13 protein-coding genes are annotated in these 19,787 nt (G+C 61.7%); 5 read left to right on the top strand and 8 right to left on the bottom strand.

What is annotated here, in order from left to right; genetic code table 11:
• The first annotated feature begins 117 nt into the window (after positions 1-117).
• Together FJ419_RS11015 and FJ419_RS11010 are read left to right on the top strand one after the other, a co-directional pair.
• Entirely contained in the window at positions 118-5,832 is a 5,715-nt protein-coding gene (locus tag FJ419_RS11015) for a HAMP domain-containing protein (RefSeq protein ID WP_140692416.1), read from the top strand.
• Between the two features lie 11 nt (positions 5,833-5,843).
• Positions 5,844-7,928 carry a response regulator gene (locus FJ419_RS11010; protein ID WP_140691363.1) on the top strand — a complete coding sequence of 695 codons (2,085 nt, stop codon included), beginning with the start codon at positions 5,844-5,846 and terminating at the stop codon, positions 7,926-7,928.
• 140 nt (positions 7,929-8,068) lie between these two features.
• Here the strand turns inward: FJ419_RS11010 and FJ419_RS11005 are convergent, their stop codons facing one another.
• The 6 genes from FJ419_RS11005 to FJ419_RS10985 form a co-directional block, all read right to left on the bottom strand.
• On the bottom strand, positions 8,069-8,605 hold the full coding sequence (locus FJ419_RS11005) for an isochorismatase family cysteine hydrolase (RefSeq protein ID WP_246679191.1): 537 nt from the start codon (positions 8,603-8,605) through the stop codon (positions 8,069-8,071).
• 79 nt (positions 8,606-8,684) lie between these two features.
• On the bottom strand, positions 8,685-9,011 hold the full coding sequence (locus tag FJ419_RS11000; protein WP_140691355.1) for a DUF768 domain-containing protein: 327 nt from the start codon (positions 9,009-9,011) through the stop codon (positions 8,685-8,687).
• Between the two features lie 180 nt (positions 9,012-9,191).
• On the bottom strand, positions 9,192-9,359 hold the full coding sequence (locus tag FJ419_RS30740; RefSeq protein ID WP_181170669.1) for a hypothetical protein: 168 nt from the start codon (positions 9,357-9,359) through the stop codon (positions 9,192-9,194).
• Between the two features lie 341 nt (positions 9,360-9,700).
• Positions 9,701-9,982: a hypothetical protein gene (locus FJ419_RS10995; protein WP_140542987.1), complete on the bottom strand. Its 282-nt coding sequence runs from the start codon at positions 9,980-9,982 to the stop codon at positions 9,701-9,703.
• A gap of 90 nt (positions 9,983-10,072) precedes the next feature.
• Positions 10,073-11,086, bottom strand: a complete 1,014-nt coding sequence (locus tag FJ419_RS10990; RefSeq protein ID WP_140691352.1) for an ATP-dependent DNA ligase — start codon at positions 11,084-11,086, stop codon at positions 10,073-10,075.
• A 9-nt stretch (positions 11,087-11,095) separates the two neighbouring features.
• Positions 11,096-11,539, bottom strand: coding sequence for a PPC domain-containing DNA-binding protein (locus FJ419_RS10985; RefSeq protein ID WP_140691349.1), 444 nt, complete (start codon positions 11,537-11,539; stop codon positions 11,096-11,098).
• A gap of 180 nt (positions 11,540-11,719) precedes the next feature.
• Between FJ419_RS10985 and FJ419_RS10980 the strand changes: the two genes are divergently transcribed.
• The 3 genes from FJ419_RS10980 to FJ419_RS10970 are packed head-to-tail and all read left to right on the top strand — an operon-like array spanning position 11,720 to position 15,643.
• Positions 11,720-12,337 carry a (2Fe-2S)-binding protein gene (locus FJ419_RS10980; RefSeq protein ID WP_140542990.1) on the top strand — a complete coding sequence of 206 codons (618 nt, stop codon included), beginning with the start codon at positions 11,720-11,722 and terminating at the stop codon, positions 12,335-12,337.
• A 1-nt stretch (position 12,338) separates the two neighbouring features.
• The gene (locus tag FJ419_RS10975; RefSeq protein WP_140691345.1) at positions 12,339-13,361 is read left to right on the top strand and encodes a xanthine dehydrogenase family protein subunit M; all 1,023 of its coding nucleotides are present in this window, start codon (positions 12,339-12,341) and stop codon (positions 13,359-13,361) included.
• Between the two features lie 2 nt (positions 13,362-13,363).
• Positions 13,364-15,643: a xanthine dehydrogenase family protein molybdopterin-binding subunit gene (locus FJ419_RS10970; protein WP_140691341.1), complete on the top strand. Its 2,280-nt coding sequence runs from the start codon at positions 13,364-13,366 to the stop codon at positions 15,641-15,643.
• A gap of 3 nt (positions 15,644-15,646) precedes the next feature.
• On the opposite strand, the gene FJ419_RS10965 is transcribed toward FJ419_RS10970, so the two are convergent.
• Both FJ419_RS10965 and FJ419_RS10960 read right to left on the bottom strand, forming a co-directional pair.
• Entirely contained in the window at positions 15,647-16,744 is a 1,098-nt protein-coding gene (locus FJ419_RS10965; protein ID WP_140691337.1) for an FAD-dependent oxidoreductase, read from the bottom strand.
• Between the two features lie 413 nt (positions 16,745-17,157).
• Entirely contained in the window at positions 17,158-19,611 is a 2,454-nt protein-coding gene (locus FJ419_RS10960) for a membrane-bound PQQ-dependent dehydrogenase, glucose/quinate/shikimate family (protein WP_140691333.1), read from the bottom strand.
• Between the last annotated feature and the right edge of the window lie 176 nt (positions 19,612-19,787).

Genomic DNA, 19,787 nt, shown 5'->3' with positions numbered 1-19,787 from the left:
TTGCCCCTACCACGTTTTGGAGCTTGCGGTGAATTGTGTACCTCGCCGCGAGGGCGGGACTTCATCTGATCATCAGTTTCTTCACAAACAGGTGGACTGGGGAGTGGCACTGTGAGCGTGCAGGCATCAAGGGCGCAATTAGATCGTCGTCAGATTCTCAATTCCTTAAAGGCCTTCAGGCGAGGCGACTTTTCCATCCGGATCGACAACATCTATGAGGGAATCGATTCCGATATTGCCGATGCCTTCAACCAGATCGTCGAACTCAACGATCAGGTGACGAAGGAGTTCGAGCGGCTGAGCAGGGTCGTCGGCAAGGACGGCAGGATTGGCGAGCGGGGTCATGTCCGCAATGCTACCGGCAGCTGGGAATCAAGCGTCAGGTCGGTCAACGACCTGATCGAAGACATGGTTCAACCGACCGCCGAAGTGGCCCGCGTCATCGGGGCAGTGGCCAAAGGCGACCTATCCCAGACAATGATGGTCGAAATCGACGGCCGCCCGCTGCGCGGGGAGTTCCTGCGCATAGGCAAGATCGTCAACACGATGGTGGGGCAACTGGCTTCCTTTGCCTCCGAAGTGACACGTGTCGCGCGTGAGGTTGGAACGGAGGGCAAGCTTGGCGGACAGGCCCGCGTGAAGGGCGTGGCCGGCACGTGGAAGGACCTGACCGACAACGTCAACGCCATGGCCACCAACCTTACCGGCCAGGTGCGCAACATCGCCGAGGTGACCACTGCGGTGGCGTCAGGCGATTTGTCAAAGAAGATCACCGTCGACGTGAAGGGCGAGATCCTCGAGCTCAAGAACACCATCAACACGATGGTCGATCAGTTGAACTCGTTCGCATCGGAAGTGACGCGCGTCGCGCGCGAGGTCGGCACGGAAGGCAAGCTCGGGGGCCAGGCGCGGGTCGAAGGCGTTGGCGGCACGTGGAAGGACCTCACTGACAATGTGAACTCCATGGCCGAGAATTTGACCGGCCAGGTTCGCAACATCGCCGAGGTGACGACGGCGGTGGCGCTGGGGGATCTATCGAAGAAGATCACCGTCGACGTGAAGGGCGAGATCCTCGAGCTCAAGAACACCATCAACACGATGGTCGATCAGCTGAACTCCTTCGCATCCGAGGTCACGCGCGTCGCGCGCGAGGTCGGCACCGAGGGCAAGCTCGGCGGCCAGGCCCAGGTTCGCGGCGTCGCCGGCACATGGAAAGACCTGACCGACAACGTCAATTCCATGGCCGAGAACCTCACCGGCCAAGTGCGCAACATTGCCGAGGTCACGACGGCGGTTGCATCGGGCGACCTGTCGAAAAAGATCACGGTGGCAGTGCAAGGGGAGATACTCGAGCTCAAGGACACCATCAACACGATGGTCGATCAGCTGAACTCCTTCGCTTCCGAAGTCACGCGCGTTGCGCGCGAAGTGGGCACGGAAGGCAAGCTCGGAGGGCAGGCCGAGGTGAGGGGCGTCGGGGGAACCTGGAAGGACCTGACTGACAACGTCAACCTGATGGCGGCCAACCTGACCGGCCAGGTTCGAAACATCGCCGAGGTGACGACAGCCGTCGCCCGGGGCGACCTTTCCAAGAAGATCACCGTGGACGTCAAAGGCGAGATCCTCGAGCTCAAGGATACCGTCAATACGATGGTCGACCAGCTGAACTCCTTCGCCTCCGAAGTCACGCGCGTGGCGCGCGAGGTCGGTTCGGAAGGCAAGCTCGGCGGCCAAGCCCATGTGGAAGGCGTCGGCGGCACGTGGAAAGACCTGACCGACAATGTCAACGCCATGGCCGGCAACCTGACCGTGCAGTTGCGCGACGTGTCCAAGGTCGCAACCGCGATCGCGACCGGCGATCTGACGCAGAAGATCACCGTCGATGCCTTGGGCGAGATCCTGCAGATCAAGGACGTGATCAACACGATGGTTGATCAGCTGAATTCCTTTGCCTCGGAGGTGACGCGCGTGGCGCGCGAGGTCGGCTCGGACGGCAAGCTCGGCGGCCAGGCGCAGGTCAGAGGCGTGGGCGGCACCTGGAAGGACCTGACCGACAATGTGAATGCGATGGCGGCCAACCTGACGGGCCAGGTGCGCAACATCGCGGAAGTGACCACGGCCGTGGCGCTCGGCGACCTTTCCAAGAAGATCACCGTGGACGTCAAGGGCGAGATACTTGAGCTCAAGTCGACCATCAACACCATGGTCGATCAGCTGAACTCCTTCGCCGGCGAGGTGACACGCGTGGCGCGCGAAGTCGGCACCGAAGGAAAGCTCGGCGGCCAAGCCCAGGTGCGAGGCGTCGCCGGCACATGGAAGGATTTGACCGACAACGTGAACTCCATGGCCGAGAATCTGACCGGCCAGGTTCGCAACATCGCCGAAGTGACGACCGCGGTCGCGCGAGGCGATCTCTCGAAGAAGATCACCGTCGACGTCAAGGGCGAAATCCTCGAGCTCAAGTCGACCATCAACACCATGGTCGACCAGCTGAACTCCTTCGCCGGCGAGGTGACACGCGTCGCACGTGAAGTCGGCACGGAAGGAAAGCTTGGCGGTCAGGCCGAAGTGCGTGGCGTGGCCGGCACCTGGAAGGATCTGACCGACAACGTCAACCTGATGGCCACCAATCTGACCAACCAGGTGCGCGGCATCGCCGACGTCGTGACTGCGGTTGCACAAGGCAATCTCAAACGCAAGCTGACTGTGGACGCGAAGGGCGAAATCGCCTCCCTCGCGGACACCATCAACGGGATGATCGAAACGCTGGCCACCTTTGCCGACCAGGTGACCAATGTCGCGCGCGAAGTCGGCATCGAAGGTAAGCTTGGAGGCCAGGCACGCGTGCCTGGCGCCGCCGGTTTGTGGCGCGATCTTACGGACAACGTCAATCAGTTGGCGGCCAATCTGACCACCCAGGTCCGCGCAATCGCCGAGGTCTCGACGGCGGTGACGAAGGGCGATCTGACGCGCTCGATCAGCGTCGAGGCTTCCGGTGAGGTCGCCGCGCTCAAGGACAACATCAACGAGATGATCCGCAATCTCAAGGATCAGACGTTGAAAAACGCCGAGCAAGATTGGCTGAAGACAAATCTCGCGCGTTTCTCCCGCATGCTGCAGGGAGAGCGCGATCTGGCCACCGTGTCGCGTCTCATCATGTCCGAGCTCGCTCCGCTCGTGAACGCGCAATACGGCGTCTTCTACGTGACCAATCGGGACGAGGAGGAGTCCTATCTGGAACTGGCGGCGTCCTATGGTGCCGAGAGCAAGGCGGCAATCAAGCAACGCCTCGACCTGCGTGAGGGTCTCGTCGGACAAAGCGCTGCCGACAAGCGAGCCATTATGCTCGACAATGTTCCGCCGGACTTCTTGCGCGTCACATCGGGGCTTGGCAGCGCCTCGCCGGCGAATGTCATCATCCTGCCTGCCCTGTTCGAGGATGAGGTCAAGGCCGTCATTGAGCTCGCGTCTTTCGGCGAGTTCCGCGACACGCACCAATCGTTTCTCAATCAGCTGATGGAATCGGTCGGCATCGTCCTCAACACGATCGCCGCGACGATGCGCACCGAGGGCCTTCTCAAGCAATCGCAACTGCTGACGTCCGAGCTGCAGGCGCGTCAGACAGAACTGACGAAAAAGCAGGAAGAACTGCACGCCACGAACGAGGAACTCCAGGAGAAGGCTCAACTTCTGGAGAATGAGAAGAAGCAGGTCGAAAACAAAAATCTCGAAATCGAGATGGCGCGCCGGGCGCTCGAGGAGAAAGCCGAGCAGCTGGCGCTTACCTCCAAGTACAAATCCGAGTTCCTCGCCAACATGAGCCATGAGCTTAGAACTCCGCTCAATTCGCTTCTCATTCTTTCAAATCTGCTTGCTACGAACCAGCAGGGCAACCTCAACGAAAAGCAGGTCGAGTTTGCTCGCACCATCAATTCGGCCGGTACCGACCTTCTCAGCCTGATCAACGACATCCTCGATTTGTCGAAGATCGAGTCCGGCACGGTCTCGATCGACATCAACGATATGCCGGTCGCCCATTTGCGCCAGCATATGGAGCGCACGTTCCGCCAGCTTGCAGCCGACAAGGGTCTGGGCTTTACCATCAATGTCGATCCCGCTCTTCCGGAAACCGTGCGTACGGACGAGAAGCGGTTGCAGCAGATCGTGCTCAACCTGCTGTCGAACGCCTTCAAGTTCACCTCCGAAGGCAAGGTCAGCCTGAATTTCAAAATGGAAAAAGCGGGACGCCGCAACGGCGCCAAGCTGCCCAGGAAAGCGCTTGCGATAGCGGTGACCGACACCGGTATCGGCATCCCGGAAGACAAACAGAAACTGATTTTCGAGGCGTTCCAGCAGGCCGACGGCACGACCAGCCGCAAATATGGAGGGACCGGTCTTGGGCTCTCGATCAGCCGTGAGATCGCCCGTTTGCTCGGCGGTGAGCTAAGAGTTGAAAGCATTCCCGGCAAAGGATCGACGTTTACGCTCGTCATTCCGATCGATGGTCCCAGGGTTGCCGCCGCCAGCCAGCCGGAACTGCTTCCGGCCACCGAGGCAATCGCGACGACAGCGGCGCCCAGCGGTTTGCCGTCGGCGGAATTGATGGACGATCGCGACGCCATATCGGCGCAAGACAGGGTCGTTTTGATCGTCGAGGACGACCCAACGTTTGGCGGTCTGCTGCTGGGCCTGGCACGGTCTGCCGGGTTGAAAGGCGTCCTTTCGACCGCAGGCTCCGGAACCTTGGCGCTGGCGCGCAAGCTGGTGCCGGACGCGATCACGCTGGACCTCGGCCTGGCGGACATCGATGGATGGGTGCTCTTCGACCTGCTGCGCCATGATCCGAAGACCGCCGGCATTCCCATTCATGTGATTTCCGGAGCGGAAGACATCGATAGCCTCGCTCGCAAAGGGGCATCGAGCATCTCGACCAAACCGGTGTCATCCGAGGAGCTGGTGAAGGTGTTCCAGGAAATTCATTCGAGGAACCTGCGCGTCCAGCGCCGGGTGCTCGTGGCTGACTCCGATCCCGAGCGCCGCCTTTCCCTGGTCGAGACGATCCGGGACGGCGTCACCTCGGTCACCGCAATCAGTCGCGCGGCAACCGCGGAGGACATCGACCTCGCCTCATTCGATGCGGTTGTCCTTGGGCTTGGAAAGTCTGCCAGGGATAATGCGCGGGCACTCGACGAGCTCACCAACCAGTTTTCAGACGGCCTTCCGCCGCTGCTGTTCTTTGCCCCTCATTCGGAGGCAGTTGAACAGGTGCTAGCCTTGAATCCCGCTTTGTCCTCAGTCCCACGAGCTGAGAATTTTGCTCAATTGGCTCTCCATGTATCCGCGACGCTTCCGGGAGGACTGCGCGAGGAAAGCGGGGCAGGTGTCGAACGAGCTGACAACAGGTCGAATCTTGCGGGCGCGAAAGTCCTGATCGTCGATGACGATATTCGAAACATCTATTCGCTGACGAGCGTCCTTGAGACCTACGATATCGAAGTGCTTCACGCTGAGCGCGGTCGCGATGGGATAGCGTTGCTGGAGGAGAATGCCGACGTCGACGCAGCCTTGATCGATATCATGATGCCGGAGATGGACGGCTACGAGACGATGAGGAGTATCCGCAACACACCCTCCATCGCGCATATTCCATTGATATCGGTGACAGCAAAGGCGATGAAGGGCGACCGGCAGAAATGCCTGGAAGCCGGGGCTTCCGACTATATTGCCAAGCCTGTCGATCTCGACCTGCTGTTGGCACTGCTGCGGGTCTGGATCGGTCGCTCTCGGGATCGGGTCGAGACATCCCAAAATCTGCTTAGGTCAGTCAACTGACGGGATGCCCGATGCAAAGGCTGTCGCGGATCCGTTCGAAGAAACTGGAGATTGTGCAGTTGGCGGACAATCAGTCAAAGGCACGCATCCTGGCAGTCGATGATGACGAACGAAACCTGTTGGCGATCGAAGAAGTTCTCACTCCACTCGCGGAAGTCGTCGCTGTGCAATCCGGCGAGGAGGCGCTGCGCTGCCTCCTAAAGGAGGACTTCGCCGTTATCTTGCTGGATGTTTTGATGCCGGGCCTCGACGGCTACGAAACAGCCTCGTTGATCCGCCAGCGCGAACAGTCCAGACGAACCCCTCTCATCTTCCTCACGGCCATCAACAAGGAAGATGCGCATATGCTGCGCGGCTACGACGCCGGCGCAGTGGACTATATGTTCAAGCCCTTCGACCCCGCCATGCTGCGATCCAAAGTGGCTGTATTCGTCGAGCTTCACGAAAAGACGCTCGAGATCCAGCGCAATGCGGTCGCAGAACAGGCACTGCTGGCGAAAGCCTTGCAGGCCGAAAAACAAAAACTTGAGGCCGAACGATCGCTGCGCGGCGCCGAAGAACGGCAGGAGGCCATTCTTGGATCCTTGCCCGTCTGTTTTCACGCCAGAGTCGCCGAGCCGCCCTTTGCAGCCCGTTTTGTTTCAAAAGGTGTCGAACGTCTGACGGGATTCCCACCTGAGCGACTGACGTCCGAGCCGCGGTTTGGGCTGAGCCGGGTGCATCCGGAAGATCTATCCAGGGTGCGGGAAGCATTGCTGGCGGCAAAGGTGACAGGCTCCTACACATGCGAGTTCCGCTGGCAGTGCGCCGATGGCAAATATCGTATCTTTCTCGACCAAGGGATCCTGTCGAAAGGTGTCGACGGACGCCGACCTGAAATCCTCGGCACCTTGCTTGACGTGACCGAGCGGCGTGAACTCGAAAATCAACTTCTTCAGTCACAGCGCCTCGAAGCGGTCGGGAAACTCACCGGAGGGCTGGCACACGATTTCAACAATCTGCTTGCCGCGGTTCTGAGCGGACTGGGATTGCTCGAGAGGCAGCTTACGCTTGACGAGCAAGCAAAGAAGATCGTTGAACTCACTCGCCGCTCCGCGAAGCAAGGCGCCGAACTTGTCAACCGCATGCTTGTCTTTTCGCGGCGTCAGAATCTGAAGCCGACGGCAGTGCGGCTGGCTGCGCTGGAAGATACGATGAACGGCTTGGTGGCTCCCGTGCTCGGCGGCCTGATCCGCTTTGAGTGGGAGGTCGACGACTCCGTTTGGCCCGCGCATGTCGACGTCGTTCAATTGGAGTTGGCGTTGATGAATCTGGTGTTCAACGCGCGTGACGCGATGCCCTCCGGCGGGACAATTGCCGTGCAGGCGCAAAATCGGGTCGTCAAAATACCTTCCGAAGACCTGGCGGCCGGAGAGTATGCAGTCCTCACCGTCAAGGATACCGGTGCCGGCATCCCGAAGGAGATTCTGACCAAGGTCGTCGAACCGTTTTTCACGACGAAGCCCGTCGGGAAAGGCACCGGGCTGGGTCTCAGCACGGTATACGGTTTCATGAAGCAATCGGGCGGCGCGCTTCGCATAGACAGCCTCGTCGGGCGCGGAACATCCATGGAGCTGTGGCTGCCGCGTTCAGCGGAGCAGCCATCCGATAATGTGGCAGATCCGGATGGAGAGAGAGTCCTGGTCGAGGCTGCAGGGAAGGCTTTCCCTTCGCTTCTGTTGATTGACGACAGCAGCGGATTGCGGCAGCTAACGGCGGAATCGCTTCGGCAACACGGGTTTACAGTGACATGCGCAGCAGGTGGTGCCGAGGCGCTGGCAATTATTGAACGGACACCGCATGAGTTCGACGTCATTGTCACCGATTTCGCAATGCCGCTGGTGTCCGGAGTCGAGGTAATCCGCTTCGCGCGCAACCTGCGCTCCGACTGGCCAGCGGTTATGATAACCGGCTATGCCGACGCTGAGGCAATTTCAAACCGCCCATCGGACGTGCCATTGGTCAACAAGCCGTTCCGGGAAAAAGATCTCATCGAGAGCATCTTGCGGGTCAGCGCCTTGAAGCCAGGCGGCCGGCCGACAGCCGGCTCCGGTTAGATCAAGACTTGGCAGTGGCCAACCGGTCTTTCGCGCCAGATGACCGCGCCCGCTGATACGGCCGAGCATTCGAGGGACGGCTGCTCATCCGTTGCCGGCGGCACCTTGGTCGGCATGTGCCGGGCGAGATGAGCGATGCGTCAGCGCCAGAAATCCAGAACCTCCTCCGCAGCGGCGACTTCGACATGATGCGAATATCGCGTCGTGAACAGCTTGAGTATATTTTCATAGGCTTCGTCCGATGTGCTGCAGATCGCATCCTCGACCAGGATCGTTCTGTAACCGAAGTCGATCGCTCCGAGCAGCGTCGCCAAGACGCACATGTCGGCCTCGCCTCCGCTGACGATGAGCTCGGTCACACCTTCCGCCTGAAGGCTCCGGTGGAGCTCGCCCGTCAGCCAGGGTGAGTAGACGGGCTTATCGAAAACGCGAGCCGGCGGCACGAAATCACGCAGTTCGGGCAGCAGTTCGAGGCTGCCCGGGCCGGCACATTCGATGGTCATCTGCGACCAGCGCTCATAGTATTGACGCCAATGGCCCTGGCCTTCGCCAGGTCTTCCCGCCGTTATGAACCTGGTGAAAATCGTTCGCTCCGGCCTGCCATCGACAAGCGAAAGCACCTTCGGCAAGATGGCGGGCAGCCACTCAACCGCCCATGGCCCAGGCGGCAAGAACATCATCTGCATGTCGACGCAAATGTGGACGGCTCGTGTTGAGATTGGCGTCATCGCGATCACAACTTCCCTGCCGTGAAAGCTAAACCTTTGTGTCACCCAATGCTTGCGCTGTCGGAGCGGTGTCGACGCCGGTTTCGCGGCCGGCCTCGGCGAGGAGCGTATCGGCGAGGTACTCTTTCAAATCGCCGACCTCATCGCTGATTTCTTCCGCGAGGATGCCTTCCCGCTCCGCGTCCGCGATGCAAGCTCTCGCCAGTCTTTCTGCCGCGGCTTCCGGGGATGCTGCGGCGGCCGGTCTAACCGCATGCCCCTCGATCCACTCCTCGACGAAGTGTCCTGGTTTGTTGACGAGGATATCGACCTGGGCTGGATTGCCTGTAGGCGCAGGGAGAGTGTCGACCTTCATGACTTGAACTCCGGATTTGTGAATCACAAACGCGGACGCTTAAGCAAGGATGCATAGTCTCTGCCCCTTCCGACGGGCTGTGATCGTAATGTGAAGGAGAGCTGATGGCGCGTTCGTCTGAACGGCAAGAGCGTGGTCCGCGCCTTTGTTGGATTGAGCCTAAGCGTAGCGCGGTTGGTTTCACTTACGCTTGCGGTCGAGACGCTTGAGCGATTCGCGCAGTTTGTCAGGAAGCCAGCGGTTTACATGAAACAAAGGCAAGCTGCGTAGATATCGGCGCATGGTTTCATTCGAGAATTGCCGCCTAAGAAGAGCGGCTGTGGATTTGTTGTCGCGTTTCTCGGCCATGGTTGCAGGTCAAACATAAGGCAGCTTGCTTAGGCTGTGTCGATATTCAGGTGATGCCGGCCTGCGAACGATGGTTTCCTGCGCTTCCGGTGCTCACGTACTTCAGGTACGCTCCGCTCCGGTTCTCGTAAACCACCGTTCTCGGCTCGGCCTGACCTGAATCTCAACACACCCCAATCAAAACCTGTCTCACGATCAGTTGTTCCCCCAATCACAAACAGTGAAGGGTCCACTGCCGATTTGCGCCCCCCGATTTTTGGTGGCCCACGGGTAATGATCCCAGTAACCTTGATCAGTGGCCGGTCTTCCGATGTGGCGCCGCGACGGCACGCTAGCTTTCGCTATGCTTCGTCAAAACGACTGCCTTCCTTAGAAGGATCCCGCGACAGCACACGTTCTTCCTCATCGTCGGGCAAGGCTTCGTCGCTCTCCTGATAGGGGTTGTCGTCATCCTCTTCGGGGAGAACGCCTTGGGCTTCGGCATCATCCTCCGGATCGCCGTTTATGGCGACGCTGCCAGGCGGCACCCGACCATTATCAAGAGCGTCCCAGTCCTGTTGTTCGATGCCGGGAGCTTCGGTTTCATCCCGCCTTGCGGCTCGCTGCTTGTCGCGCGGATCCATTTTCCTGTCTCCAAGATAGGTGCGTTCGTGACGCGGGGCTGTTCTAAAGACAAACCGTTTGAGGGGGTCGGTTGTTCCGGATGGGCGCTGCTACGAGATCTGCTCGAACGTGCATTGTCGCGGCGCTTTTTCGGGCCGCCAGCGAATGAATCGAGTGCCATGCCGGAAACGCTCGCCGGTGACGTGGTCGAAGCGGACTTCCACGACCAGTTCCGGCCGCAACGGCTCCCATTCGCCGCTGCGCTCCGTGCTCCAGCGGCTCGGCCCACCCGGCGCCTTGCCGGTGAAGCCGGGCCCGCCACGCAGCGCCTCCAACTTCTTCGTGAGCGTAGCTCGTTCCTCGTTGGCGATTGTCGAGGTGAAGCCGACATGGTCAAGCAAGCCCCGCTCATTGTAGAGGCCGAGCAATAGCGATCCGACCTGCGACTTGCCGTTCAGATAACGGAAGCCGCCGACCACGCAGTCGGCAGTGCGCAGCCGCTTGACCTTGATCATCGCGCGCTCGCCCGGGTGATAAGGATCGTTCAGCCGTTTGGCGACGACGCCGTCGGTAGACCCGTGCCCGGCGTCCTCCAGCCATCGCCTGGCGGTCGCGAAACTCGTGGTGCAGGGCGAGAGCTGAAGAGCGTCGGTGTTTGCTTGCGCGACGAAGTCTTCAATTGCCTTGCGCCTTTGCGTCAATGCGGCTTCGAGCAGCGATTTGCCGCCCGGCGCGACCAGTATATCGAACAGGATCAGTCGCGCCGGCGTTTCCGCGCTCAGCTTGCGGATGCGGCTCTCGGCCGGATGAAGCCGCATCTGCAGGGCGTCGAAGGACGCGGCACCGCCGATCTCGATGACGATTTCGCCGTCGACCACGAAATCCTTGGCTTCGAGGTTTTGCATTATTGCTGTGAGTTCGGGAAAGTAACGCCCAAGCGGCTTGCCCGACTTCGCCCTGAGATCGACCGTTTTGCGATTCTTGAAAGCGAGGCAGCGAAACCCATCCCATTTCGGTTCGAACTGCCAAATGCCTTTGTCCTGCGGCAGTGCTTCGTCGATCCGAGCCTCCATTGGGGATGTATCGAGGGGGAGGGGAAACGCGTCGGTCGCGGCCGCTGCCATCGTCCGCCCTCAGGCGTCGAGATCAATCAAGGCGATGCCAAGGCCGGGGCGTTTGGTGCGCCGCAGGTGAACGGGCGATTCCGTCACCGTGACTTCGAGCGTAGGCTTGACGATGCCTTCAACAAGGTGGCCGCCGCGCGTCGATCCGTCGCTTAGACCCAGGACGGCATGGATATGCAGGCTCGGTCTGCCGCTGTCGTCGACCGCGATGTCGCCAATGGCGCTCAGAACCTCGCATTGTTGGCCGACCGGGATCTTGCGGTAAGATTTCGAGCCGAAGTCGAACCAGCCGACGGTTGCCTTCTCGAATGCGCCGATCGCGGTCAGCGAGGCGCCGGCAATTTCCTGCTCGCCGGCGAAGTCGGACAGGGCAGCAAATGCTTCCTCGCCTGGATCCAGCACGACCACGAATGTCCTTTGTCCAGAAGTCTGTGCGACCAGTTTCGATTTCATATCGGCCTGCCATCAGCGTTGGTATTGGCCGTAACTCAGAGCCGGCATGCATGTTCCCGCATCATGAGCATCTTCGAAGGATCACACTTCTGTGAGGCCTAGGATCCCGCGCGGGCCAGGTCGGAACAATGGCCTGCATGAGTGGTTAGGCCCCGATGAGCAGCCAGCCAGGAGCGAGCCATGTCCCAGCCTTCCGTCCCATCCACGCTTGGCCTCAGCCGGCGAAACTTCATGACAGGCACGGTCTCGGCCGCCGCGGCACCATTGCTCGTTTCATCGGCCAAAGCCGAAGCGCCTGCCGCCGCTGGGGCGGAACTTCGCGAGCCAGTGGTGACGTCGATGCGGATCAACAAGCAGGCTTATGAGCTGTCGCTCGACACTAGAACCAGCCTGCTTGACGCGTTGCGAGATCATGTCGGGTTAACCGGCACCAAGAAGGGTTGCGACCATGGACAGTGCGGGGCGTGCACGGTTCTCGTCGACGGCAAACGTGTGCTTTCCTGTCTCAGTTTCGCGGTGATGAATGCCGGCAAGGATGTGACGACCGTTGAGGGGCTGGCATCCAGCGACGGTAAGCTGCATCCGATGCAGCAGGCCTTCATCGACCACGATGCGTTCCAGTGCGGCTACTGCACGCCGGGCCAAATCCTGTCGGCCATTGGTTGCATCAATGAAGGGCACGCAAAATCCGAAGACGACATCCGCGACTATATGAGCGGCAATATCTGCCGTTGCGCCGCCTATCCAAACATTGTCGCTGCCGTCCTGCAGGCACGCGATCAGATGAAGGGAGCCTGATATGCGCCCCTTCGTCTACGAACAGCCGACCGACATTTCCGCGGCCGTCGCGATCGCATCCCGCTTCACGACCGAGGACGACCAGCCGACGCGAGCGAATGCGCAGTTCATCGCCGGGGGCACCAACCTTGCCGATTATATGAAGCTCGGCGTTGCCGAGCCGAACCGGCTGGTCGACCTCAACCGGCTCAAGGATCCAGGCCTTAGGCAAATCCGCGTGACCGACGAGGGCATCCGCTTCGGCGCCCTGGTGCGTATGGGCGAGGCAGCAGATCACGCTGAGCTCAAGCATGGCTATCCCGTTATTGCCGACAGCTTGCGGCTGGCCGCAAGCGGCCAGATCCGCAACATGGCGAGTCTCGCCGGCAATGTCCTGCAGCGCACGCGCTGCGAATATTTTCGCGAGACATCCTGGCACTGCAACAAGCGCGTGCCAGGGTCGGGCTGCGCTGCGATGGAGGGTTTCAACCGGCAGCATGCGGTGCTGGGCGGCAGCGATGCCTGCATCGCGACCTATCACGGCGATTTTGCCCAGGCGCTGATCGCGCTCGACGCCGTCGTGCGTGCCGAGGGCTCGCGTGGGGCGCGAAAGATACCGCTCGCCAAGCTGCATCGCCAGCCGCGCGATACGCCTGAGATCGAGACCGATCTCGCTGCTGACGAGATCATCACCGCCATAGAAGTGCCGGCTGTGCCATGGGCCCGGCGCTCGCTTTATCTGAAGATCCGAGACCGCGAATCCTACGCGTTCGCGCTGGCTTCGGCGGCCGTTGCGCTCGACCTGGACGGCGACAACGTTCGCGAGGCGCGCATTGCCTTGGGCGGTGTGGCGACCGTGCCGTGGCGCGCCAAAGCGGCGGAGGAAGCCCTGCAAGGAAAGGCGCTCGACGAGACTTCGGCGGGAGCGGCGGCGGATGCCGCCTTCGCCGGGGCCGAGCCGCGCCAGCACAACGCATTCAAGATCGAGCTCGGCAAGCGAACGCTGGTGCGCGCGCTGCTCGAAACCCGCGACATGAAGGTGTGACCATGGACACTGCCGCTCCGAGACCGAAAGAGAACCAGGGCCAACCGCTGCCGCGCGTCGATGCACGGCTTAAGGTCACCGGGCAGGCGCACTACCCCGCCGACCTGCCGACCGCCAACATCGCCTATGGCGCGTTGGCCACCAGCAGTATTGCCAAGGGCAAGGTGGCCAAGCTTCATCTCGACGACGCCCGTGCCGTGCCCGGGTTGCTCGACATCGTCACGTATGGCGACATGGACAAGGTCGAGAAGCCGAAATTCGGCAATTCCGGCGCCACCTCGATCGGGCCGCTGCATGACCGGACGATCTTTCATGACGGCCAGATCATCGCGCTCGCGGTTGCCGAGACATTCGAGGCGGCCGAAGAGGCGGCGCAGTTGATCCGCGCCGAGTATGATGCGGAGACGCCCACGGCGAGCTTCGACAGTCCCGGCACGGCGACCATTCCCGCTGCCGGCAAGAGTCCTCTATTCAAGGAAGACGTGAAGGCCGGCGACTTCGATACCGCCTATAGAGAGGCCGCGGTGAAGATCGACGCGCGCTATTCGACGCCCACGCAGCACCACAATCCGATCGAGCTGTTCTCGACCACCGCCTTCTGGCAGGGCGACCAACTGATCGTCCACGAGCCCTCGCAAAACGTGACCGGCTGGAAGGTCGAGCTTGCCAGGCAGTTGAAGATCGATCCCGCAAAGGTGCGCATCGTCAGCCCCTTCATCGGCGGCGCCTTCGGTTCCAAGGGACCGATGACGCCGCGCACCGCCATCGTCGCGGTTGCCGCCAGGCGGCTCGGCCGACCGGTGCGTTGCGTGACCAGCCGGATGCAGGCCTTCGGCACTCAGACCTACAGGGCGGAGACAAGGCAGCGCATCCGGATCGGCGCCGGCAAGGACGGTCGCATCACTGCTTTCGCGCATGAGGGCTGGGAGGTCACTTCGCGGCCGGACTCCTATGTCGTAGGCGGCACGTCGGCAACCGGCCGCATGTATGGCTATGGCTCGGTGCTGACACATGTCTCGCTGGTGCAGGCGGACCGCAATACTCCCGGCTACATGCGCTCGCCGCCCGAGACCCCTTATGTCTATGCGCTGGAAAACGCCATGGACGAAATGGCAGTGGCGCTCGGCATGGACCCGGTGGAATTCCGCCGGATCAATGAACCGAAGACAGAGCCGATCGGCAAGAAGCCGTTCTCCAGCCGCTCGCTGATCCAGTGCTATGACCAGGCGGCCGACGCTTTTGGCTGGGCGAAGCGGGACCCGAAAGTGGGAGCGATGCGCGACGGCGACTGGCTGGTCGGCATGGGCTGCGCGACGGCGATTTATCCAACCGCGGTCGCGCCATGCGCGGCGCGGGTGCGCCTGACCGTCGATGGCGATGTGCGGCTGCAATGCGGTTCGCACGAGATCGGAACCGGCGTGCGCACCGTAGCCGGTCAGATGGCGTCGGAACGTCTCGGCGTCAGCATCGATCGGATTAGCGTCGAGATGGGCGACAGCAGCCTGCCTCCCGCTCCTGTCTCGGGGGGCTCGATCTCCACCGCGAGCGTCTGCTCGGCAGTGCTGAAGGCCTGCGATGCCATCCGCGCCAAGCTCTATGCCGGCGCGACCGCCGAGGGCGGTCCGCTGGCGGGCTCTCACAACGAGGAACTCGACCTCACCGACGGAAAGATCGTGGCCAAGGGCGGCGCTTCGGCAAAGGTCGAAGATGTCCTGAAGACCATGCAGGTTGGGGCAATCGAGGAATATGCCGAGTTCGCGCCCAAGGGTGCGACGCCCGAAGCGCTGAAGAAGCTTTATGCCGGCATGCCGGAATTCCACGGTGGCGAGCAGGATGAGGATTCGGTGAAATACGCCTTCGGCGCCGAGTTCGTCGAAGTCCGCATCAACCGCTACACGAGGGAGATCCGCGTGCCGCGCATCGTCGGCGCGTTCGCGGCCGGCCGCATCATGAACACGCGCACCGCGCGCAGCCAGCTGATGGGCGGCATGATCTGGGGCATTGGCCAGGCGCTGCATGAAGCGACGGAAGTCGACAGCCGCTACGCCCGGTACGTCAACCGCGACCTGCAGGACTATCTCGTGCCCGTGAATGCCGACATCAAGGACTTGCAGGTGATCCTGGTTCCGGAAGTCGACCACGCGGTCAACCCGGCCGGCGTGAAGGGCTTGGGCGAACTGGGCAATGTCGGCACGGCCGCGGCTGTTGCCAGCGCAGTCTACCATGCCACCGGCAAACGCATCCGCGATTTGCCGATCAGGATCGAGCAACTTCTCGTTTGAGATCTATTCCTTCAATCCGGCCACGCGCTCGAGCAAAGGCCTTTGTAGGAAGGGAACGGCTCCAATCGTCAACATGACGAGGTTCCTGAATGTCTGGACGACGCTGTTGGTCGACTGCGCCGTGGACAAAATACGTTCGCTCAATTCGATCCAGCGACGCCCTACCGGTCGACGCTCATCCGTGTAGCCGGCAAGCGTGCCGTCGTCGAAACGCCGGGCGAAGCAAGCCGCGTCCTCGATACCGAGATTCATGCCGCGCGCGCCAAGCGGCGAATGGACATGCGCGGCATCGCCGCCGAGGAAGACGCGGGCGGCCTGATAGCGGACCACCTGCTTTGCCGGAATGTGGAAATGGTCGGTCCGCAGCACCTTCGCTACGCGATAGTCGCCAGGCACACGCGCCAACGCATCAGGCGTGTTGGATACCGAGCGAAAGCGATTGTCGCCGACCGGTATGATGAAGCCGACGTCGCCGTCACGATGCAGGAATGCCTGCGCGGCGCCCGGCTCATAAGGCCAGGATGCTATCTCGGCGTCGGTGATGCTCCATTGCCGCCTGTGCGTATAGCCTTCGAATGCGATGCCCGACAATTTGCGGACCGAGCTGTCGGCGCCGTCGGCCCCAAAGACGATGTCGAAGCTTTGCCTTTCCTCCTCTTCACCGTTTCGCCTGGTCCGAACCTCCATTTTGTCGGCCTGCTGGGTGAGGCCGACCAGCTCAGTGCGCCATTCCACGTCAAGGCCGAATGCCGCGACTGTCTCTGCCATGATCCTTTCGGTATCGCGCTGCGGCAACGACAGCAGGAAATTATAGCGGTGCGGCAGCAGCGAGAAGTCGATTGTGAGGAGTTCACGGGCTTCCGCATGGAAATGCGCATGGCGGACCTTGAGTCCCTCGGCGAGCAGCTTGCTGCTCACCCCCGACGCTTCGAGGACATCGAGGCTGTGCGAGCTGATGCCCACGGCTTTGCTAAGCGGCGTAGGCCCATCCTTCTTGTCTATGACGCGGGGACGGGCGCCTCGTCGTGCAAGCTCCAGCGCAGCGGTCAGCCCCGTCGGGCCGGCGCCGACGATGAGGATGGAAGCTTCTTCTCGGGGCACGACCGTGACTTTCCCAAATTGTCTACACGGGTGCGGCACTTGTCGACGATATGATCAGGACGGAACGCTTTGCGCGATGAGAGGTTGCGCGCCGATCAGGCTCTGCGACCATCTGCCTTTAGTGAAAGAACGCTTTTCGCCCGGTCGTGCCTGGAACTGTTTCTTCCCACTCCGGTTTGAGTGTGGGCCGACCTGACTGCAACAGTGCAGAGTGACGTTCATGTTTCACCTTGGCGTGTGGATGCTGCCCATGGCGGGCATCCCACTGATTCTCATTCTGATCTGGATGTATTTCCTCGCCCGGCGCCGAAGCCGGCGGCCCGCGGAGCGGAAGGATGATCCGTCAGAGCCGACGGGGCGGCGTCGCGACGACCTGGAGCGCTGAAATCTTTGGCCCAGCTGACCGATCTCCGTCACCCGGCCGGCAACGCGTAGGCGATGACTTCGTCGCCGACCTTGGTTTCCATGAAGTGGTGGCCGCCCGGCGCGATGACGAGATACTGCCTACCGTCGACCTCATAGGTCATCGGCGTCGTCTGGCCGCCGGCAGGAAGATCGGCCTGCCACACCTCCTTGCCGGTCTTGATGTCGATGGCGCGCAGCTTGTTGTCGGTGGTCGCGGCGATGAAGATCAGGCCGCCGGCAGTGACCAGCGGACCGCCATTGTTCGGCGTCCCGATGGTGAGCGGCAGCATCGAGGGAATGCCGAACGGGCCGTTGTTGTTGGCGCCGCCGAGCGGCTCGTCCCATAGGGTCCGGCCCGTCTTGAGATCGATGGCGCGGATGTGGCCATAGGGCGGCTTCGAGCAGAGAAGGCCCGTGGACAGGCGCCAGCCCGCATTGACCGCGATCGCGTAAGGCGATCCGGCCTGCGGGTCGCCGATATCCTTCACCTTTTTCGGACTGCCGCCCTTGTCGATCGGCTTGAAGCCCATCTCGTCCGCCTTCTTGCGCGGAATGAGCTGGTCGTAGTTCGGCATGTCGTTGTAGTTGGCGATCAGCACGCCGCTGTCGGTGTCGACGGCGATGCTGCCCCAGTCCGAGCCGCCATTGTAACCGGGATATTGGATGAACGGCCGGTCGACCGTCGGCGGCGTGTACTCGCCCTGATAGGAGGCGCGATGGAACTGGATGCGGCAATAGAGCTGATCCAGCGGGCTCATACCCCACATGTCCTTTTCGGTGAGCACGGGCTGGTCGAGATGCGCGTAGCCGGAATAGGGCTGCGTCTTGGAAAGCCTGTCCGGCTCGACCCCGCCTGAGGGCACCTTGCGCTCCTCGACAGGGAAGAGCGGCTTGCCCGTCTTGCGGTCGAGCACGTAGATCTGGCCTTGCTTGCTGGGCACGATGATGGCCGGGACCTTGCCGGTGACGGTCGGGAAATCGACCAGCGTCGGCTGCGAGCCTAGGTCGTAGTCCCAAAGATCGTGATGCACCGTCTGGAAATGCCACACCGGCTTGCCCGTGGTCACATCGACGGCGACGATCGAGGAGTTGTATTGGTTTTCGAAATCCTTGCGGTCGACGCCGTAATAGTCGACTGCGGCATTGCCGAGCGGCAGGTAGACATAGCCGAGCTGCGGATCGGCGGCGGCGACGGTCCACATGTTCGGCGTGCCGCGGAAGTAGGTGTCTCCGGCGGGCGGCGCGCCGGTGCGATCGGGATGGCCCATATCCCAGGCCCAGGCCAGCTTGCCGGTGACGGCGTCATAGCCGCGAACGACACCCGAGGGCGCATTCTCGGCCTGACCGTCCTTGACCTGCGCGCCCACCACGGCGATGCCGCGCACGATCGTCGGCGGCGCGGTGATGGAGTACCAGCCGGGCACCGTTTCGCCGATGCCCTGGTTGAGATCGACGCTGCCTTGCTGGCCGAAATCCTGGCAGGGTTTGCCCGTCCTGGCATCGATGGCGATCAGCCGGGCGTCCAGCGTTCCGAAGATGATCCTTGTGTCGCAGGCCCGGTCGGCATTCGCACCCGGAACCGAGAAATAAGCGACGCCTCGGCAACTCGCGCCGTAGGGTATGGCGTTATCGGGCACTTTTGGGTCGTAGCGCCATTCTTCCTTGCCGTTGCGTGCATCGGCGGAGATGACGATGTCCTTGGCCGAGCAGGCATAGAGATGGCCGCCAACTTCCAACGGCGTGTTCTCGGGCGAATAGAGATCCTTGGTTGCGCCATTCGGCATGTCGCCGGTGTGGAACGACCAGGCGCGGGTGAGCTTGGAGACATTCGCCGCCGTTATCTGGTTCAGCGGCGAATAGCGTGTCCCCAGTTCCGAGCCGCCATAGACGGGCCAGTCATCGCCGGCCTGATGGATCGCTGTGTCTTGCGAGGCGGGCGCGCTGGCCGTTGCAGGTGGCGCTGGGGCCGCCGGTGCGGCCGGCTGTGACTGAGCCGCGGCATTGAAGTGGGAAAAGCTGAAGGCGCCAAGGGCAATGAGCGGCAGGAGCAAGCTTGTCGCATAGGCGGCATTCCGGCTGCCTCGGCTGCCCATATCGCGGAACGCCGGAAGGGCAAGCAGGACGAAGACGAGGATGACAGTCGGGGCGAGCACACGCGGCATCAGGGCCCAGCCGTCGAAACCCACCTCCCAATAGGCCCAGGCGAGCGTGGCGAGCCAGGTCAGCACGTATAGCCAGACGCCGGCCATGTTTCCCGCCAACAGCAGGATGCCCGCGAGCAGCAACGCGATGCCGGCCGGCAGATAATACCACGAGCCCCCAAGCGCGACCAACCATGCGCCGCCGCCGCCGATTAGCAGGCCGAGGATGACCAACAGGATGCCGACCAGCGCTCTCCACCAGAAAGCGACACCGCGACGGCGCACAGGGCGATGAGAGTTGTTTGCAGCGGTGTTGGTCATGGCATTTTCCAGCGTGAAACAGATCGTGATATCTGGCGAACGCATGGGAGCGGCCGTGGTTGCGGATTAAATTCGCGACCCGTTTCCGGTTGCAGTCACCATTCTGTGATTCCGCCACGGGTTCGGAACCTTGGCGGCGAAAGCACCGTTAGGTGTCGTCAACTCTGGGTGCCTTC

It is taken from the genome of Mesorhizobium sp. B2-6-2 (assembly GCF_006440615.1).
In the GTDB taxonomy this organism is placed as follows: domain Bacteria; phylum Pseudomonadota; class Alphaproteobacteria; order Rhizobiales; family Rhizobiaceae; genus Mesorhizobium.
Note: the sequence above shows the minus strand (reverse complement) of the source record. Positions and strands in the feature narration are given on the sequence as shown.

Coding starts and splice junctions, on each gene's coding strand:
- FJ419_RS10970 (WP_140691341.1), top strand. CDS start 13,364: ATGGACACTGCCGCTCCGAGACCGAAAGAGAACCAGGGCCAACCGCTG.
- FJ419_RS10975 (WP_140691345.1), top strand. CDS start 12,339: ATGCGCCCCTTCGTCTACGAACAGCCGACCGACATTTCCGCGGCCGTC.
- FJ419_RS30740 (WP_181170669.1), bottom strand. CDS start 9,359: ATGGCCGAGAAACGCGACAACAAATCCACAGCCGCTCTTCTTAGGCGG.
- FJ419_RS10995 (WP_140542987.1), bottom strand. CDS start 9,982: ATGGATCCGCGCGACAAGCAGCGAGCCGCAAGGCGGGATGAAACCGAA.
- FJ419_RS11010 (WP_140691363.1), top strand. CDS start 5,844: ATGCAAAGGCTGTCGCGGATCCGTTCGAAGAAACTGGAGATTGTGCAG.
- FJ419_RS10985 (WP_140691349.1), bottom strand. CDS start 11,539: ATGAAATCGAAACTGGTCGCACAGACTTCTGGACAAAGGACATTCGTG.
- FJ419_RS10980 (WP_140542990.1), top strand. CDS start 11,720: ATGTCCCAGCCTTCCGTCCCATCCACGCTTGGCCTCAGCCGGCGAAAC.
- FJ419_RS10990 (WP_140691352.1), bottom strand. CDS start 11,086: ATGGCAGCGGCCGCGACCGACGCGTTTCCCCTCCCCCTCGATACATCC.
- FJ419_RS11005 (WP_246679191.1), bottom strand. CDS start 8,605: ATGTTCTTGCCGCCTGGGCCATGGGCGGTTGAGTGGCTGCCCGCCATC.
- FJ419_RS10960 (WP_140691333.1), bottom strand. CDS start 19,611: ATGACCAACACCGCTGCAAACAACTCTCATCGCCCTGTGCGCCGTCGC.
- FJ419_RS11000 (WP_140691355.1), bottom strand. CDS start 9,011: ATGAAGGTCGACACTCTCCCTGCGCCTACAGGCAATCCAGCCCAGGTC.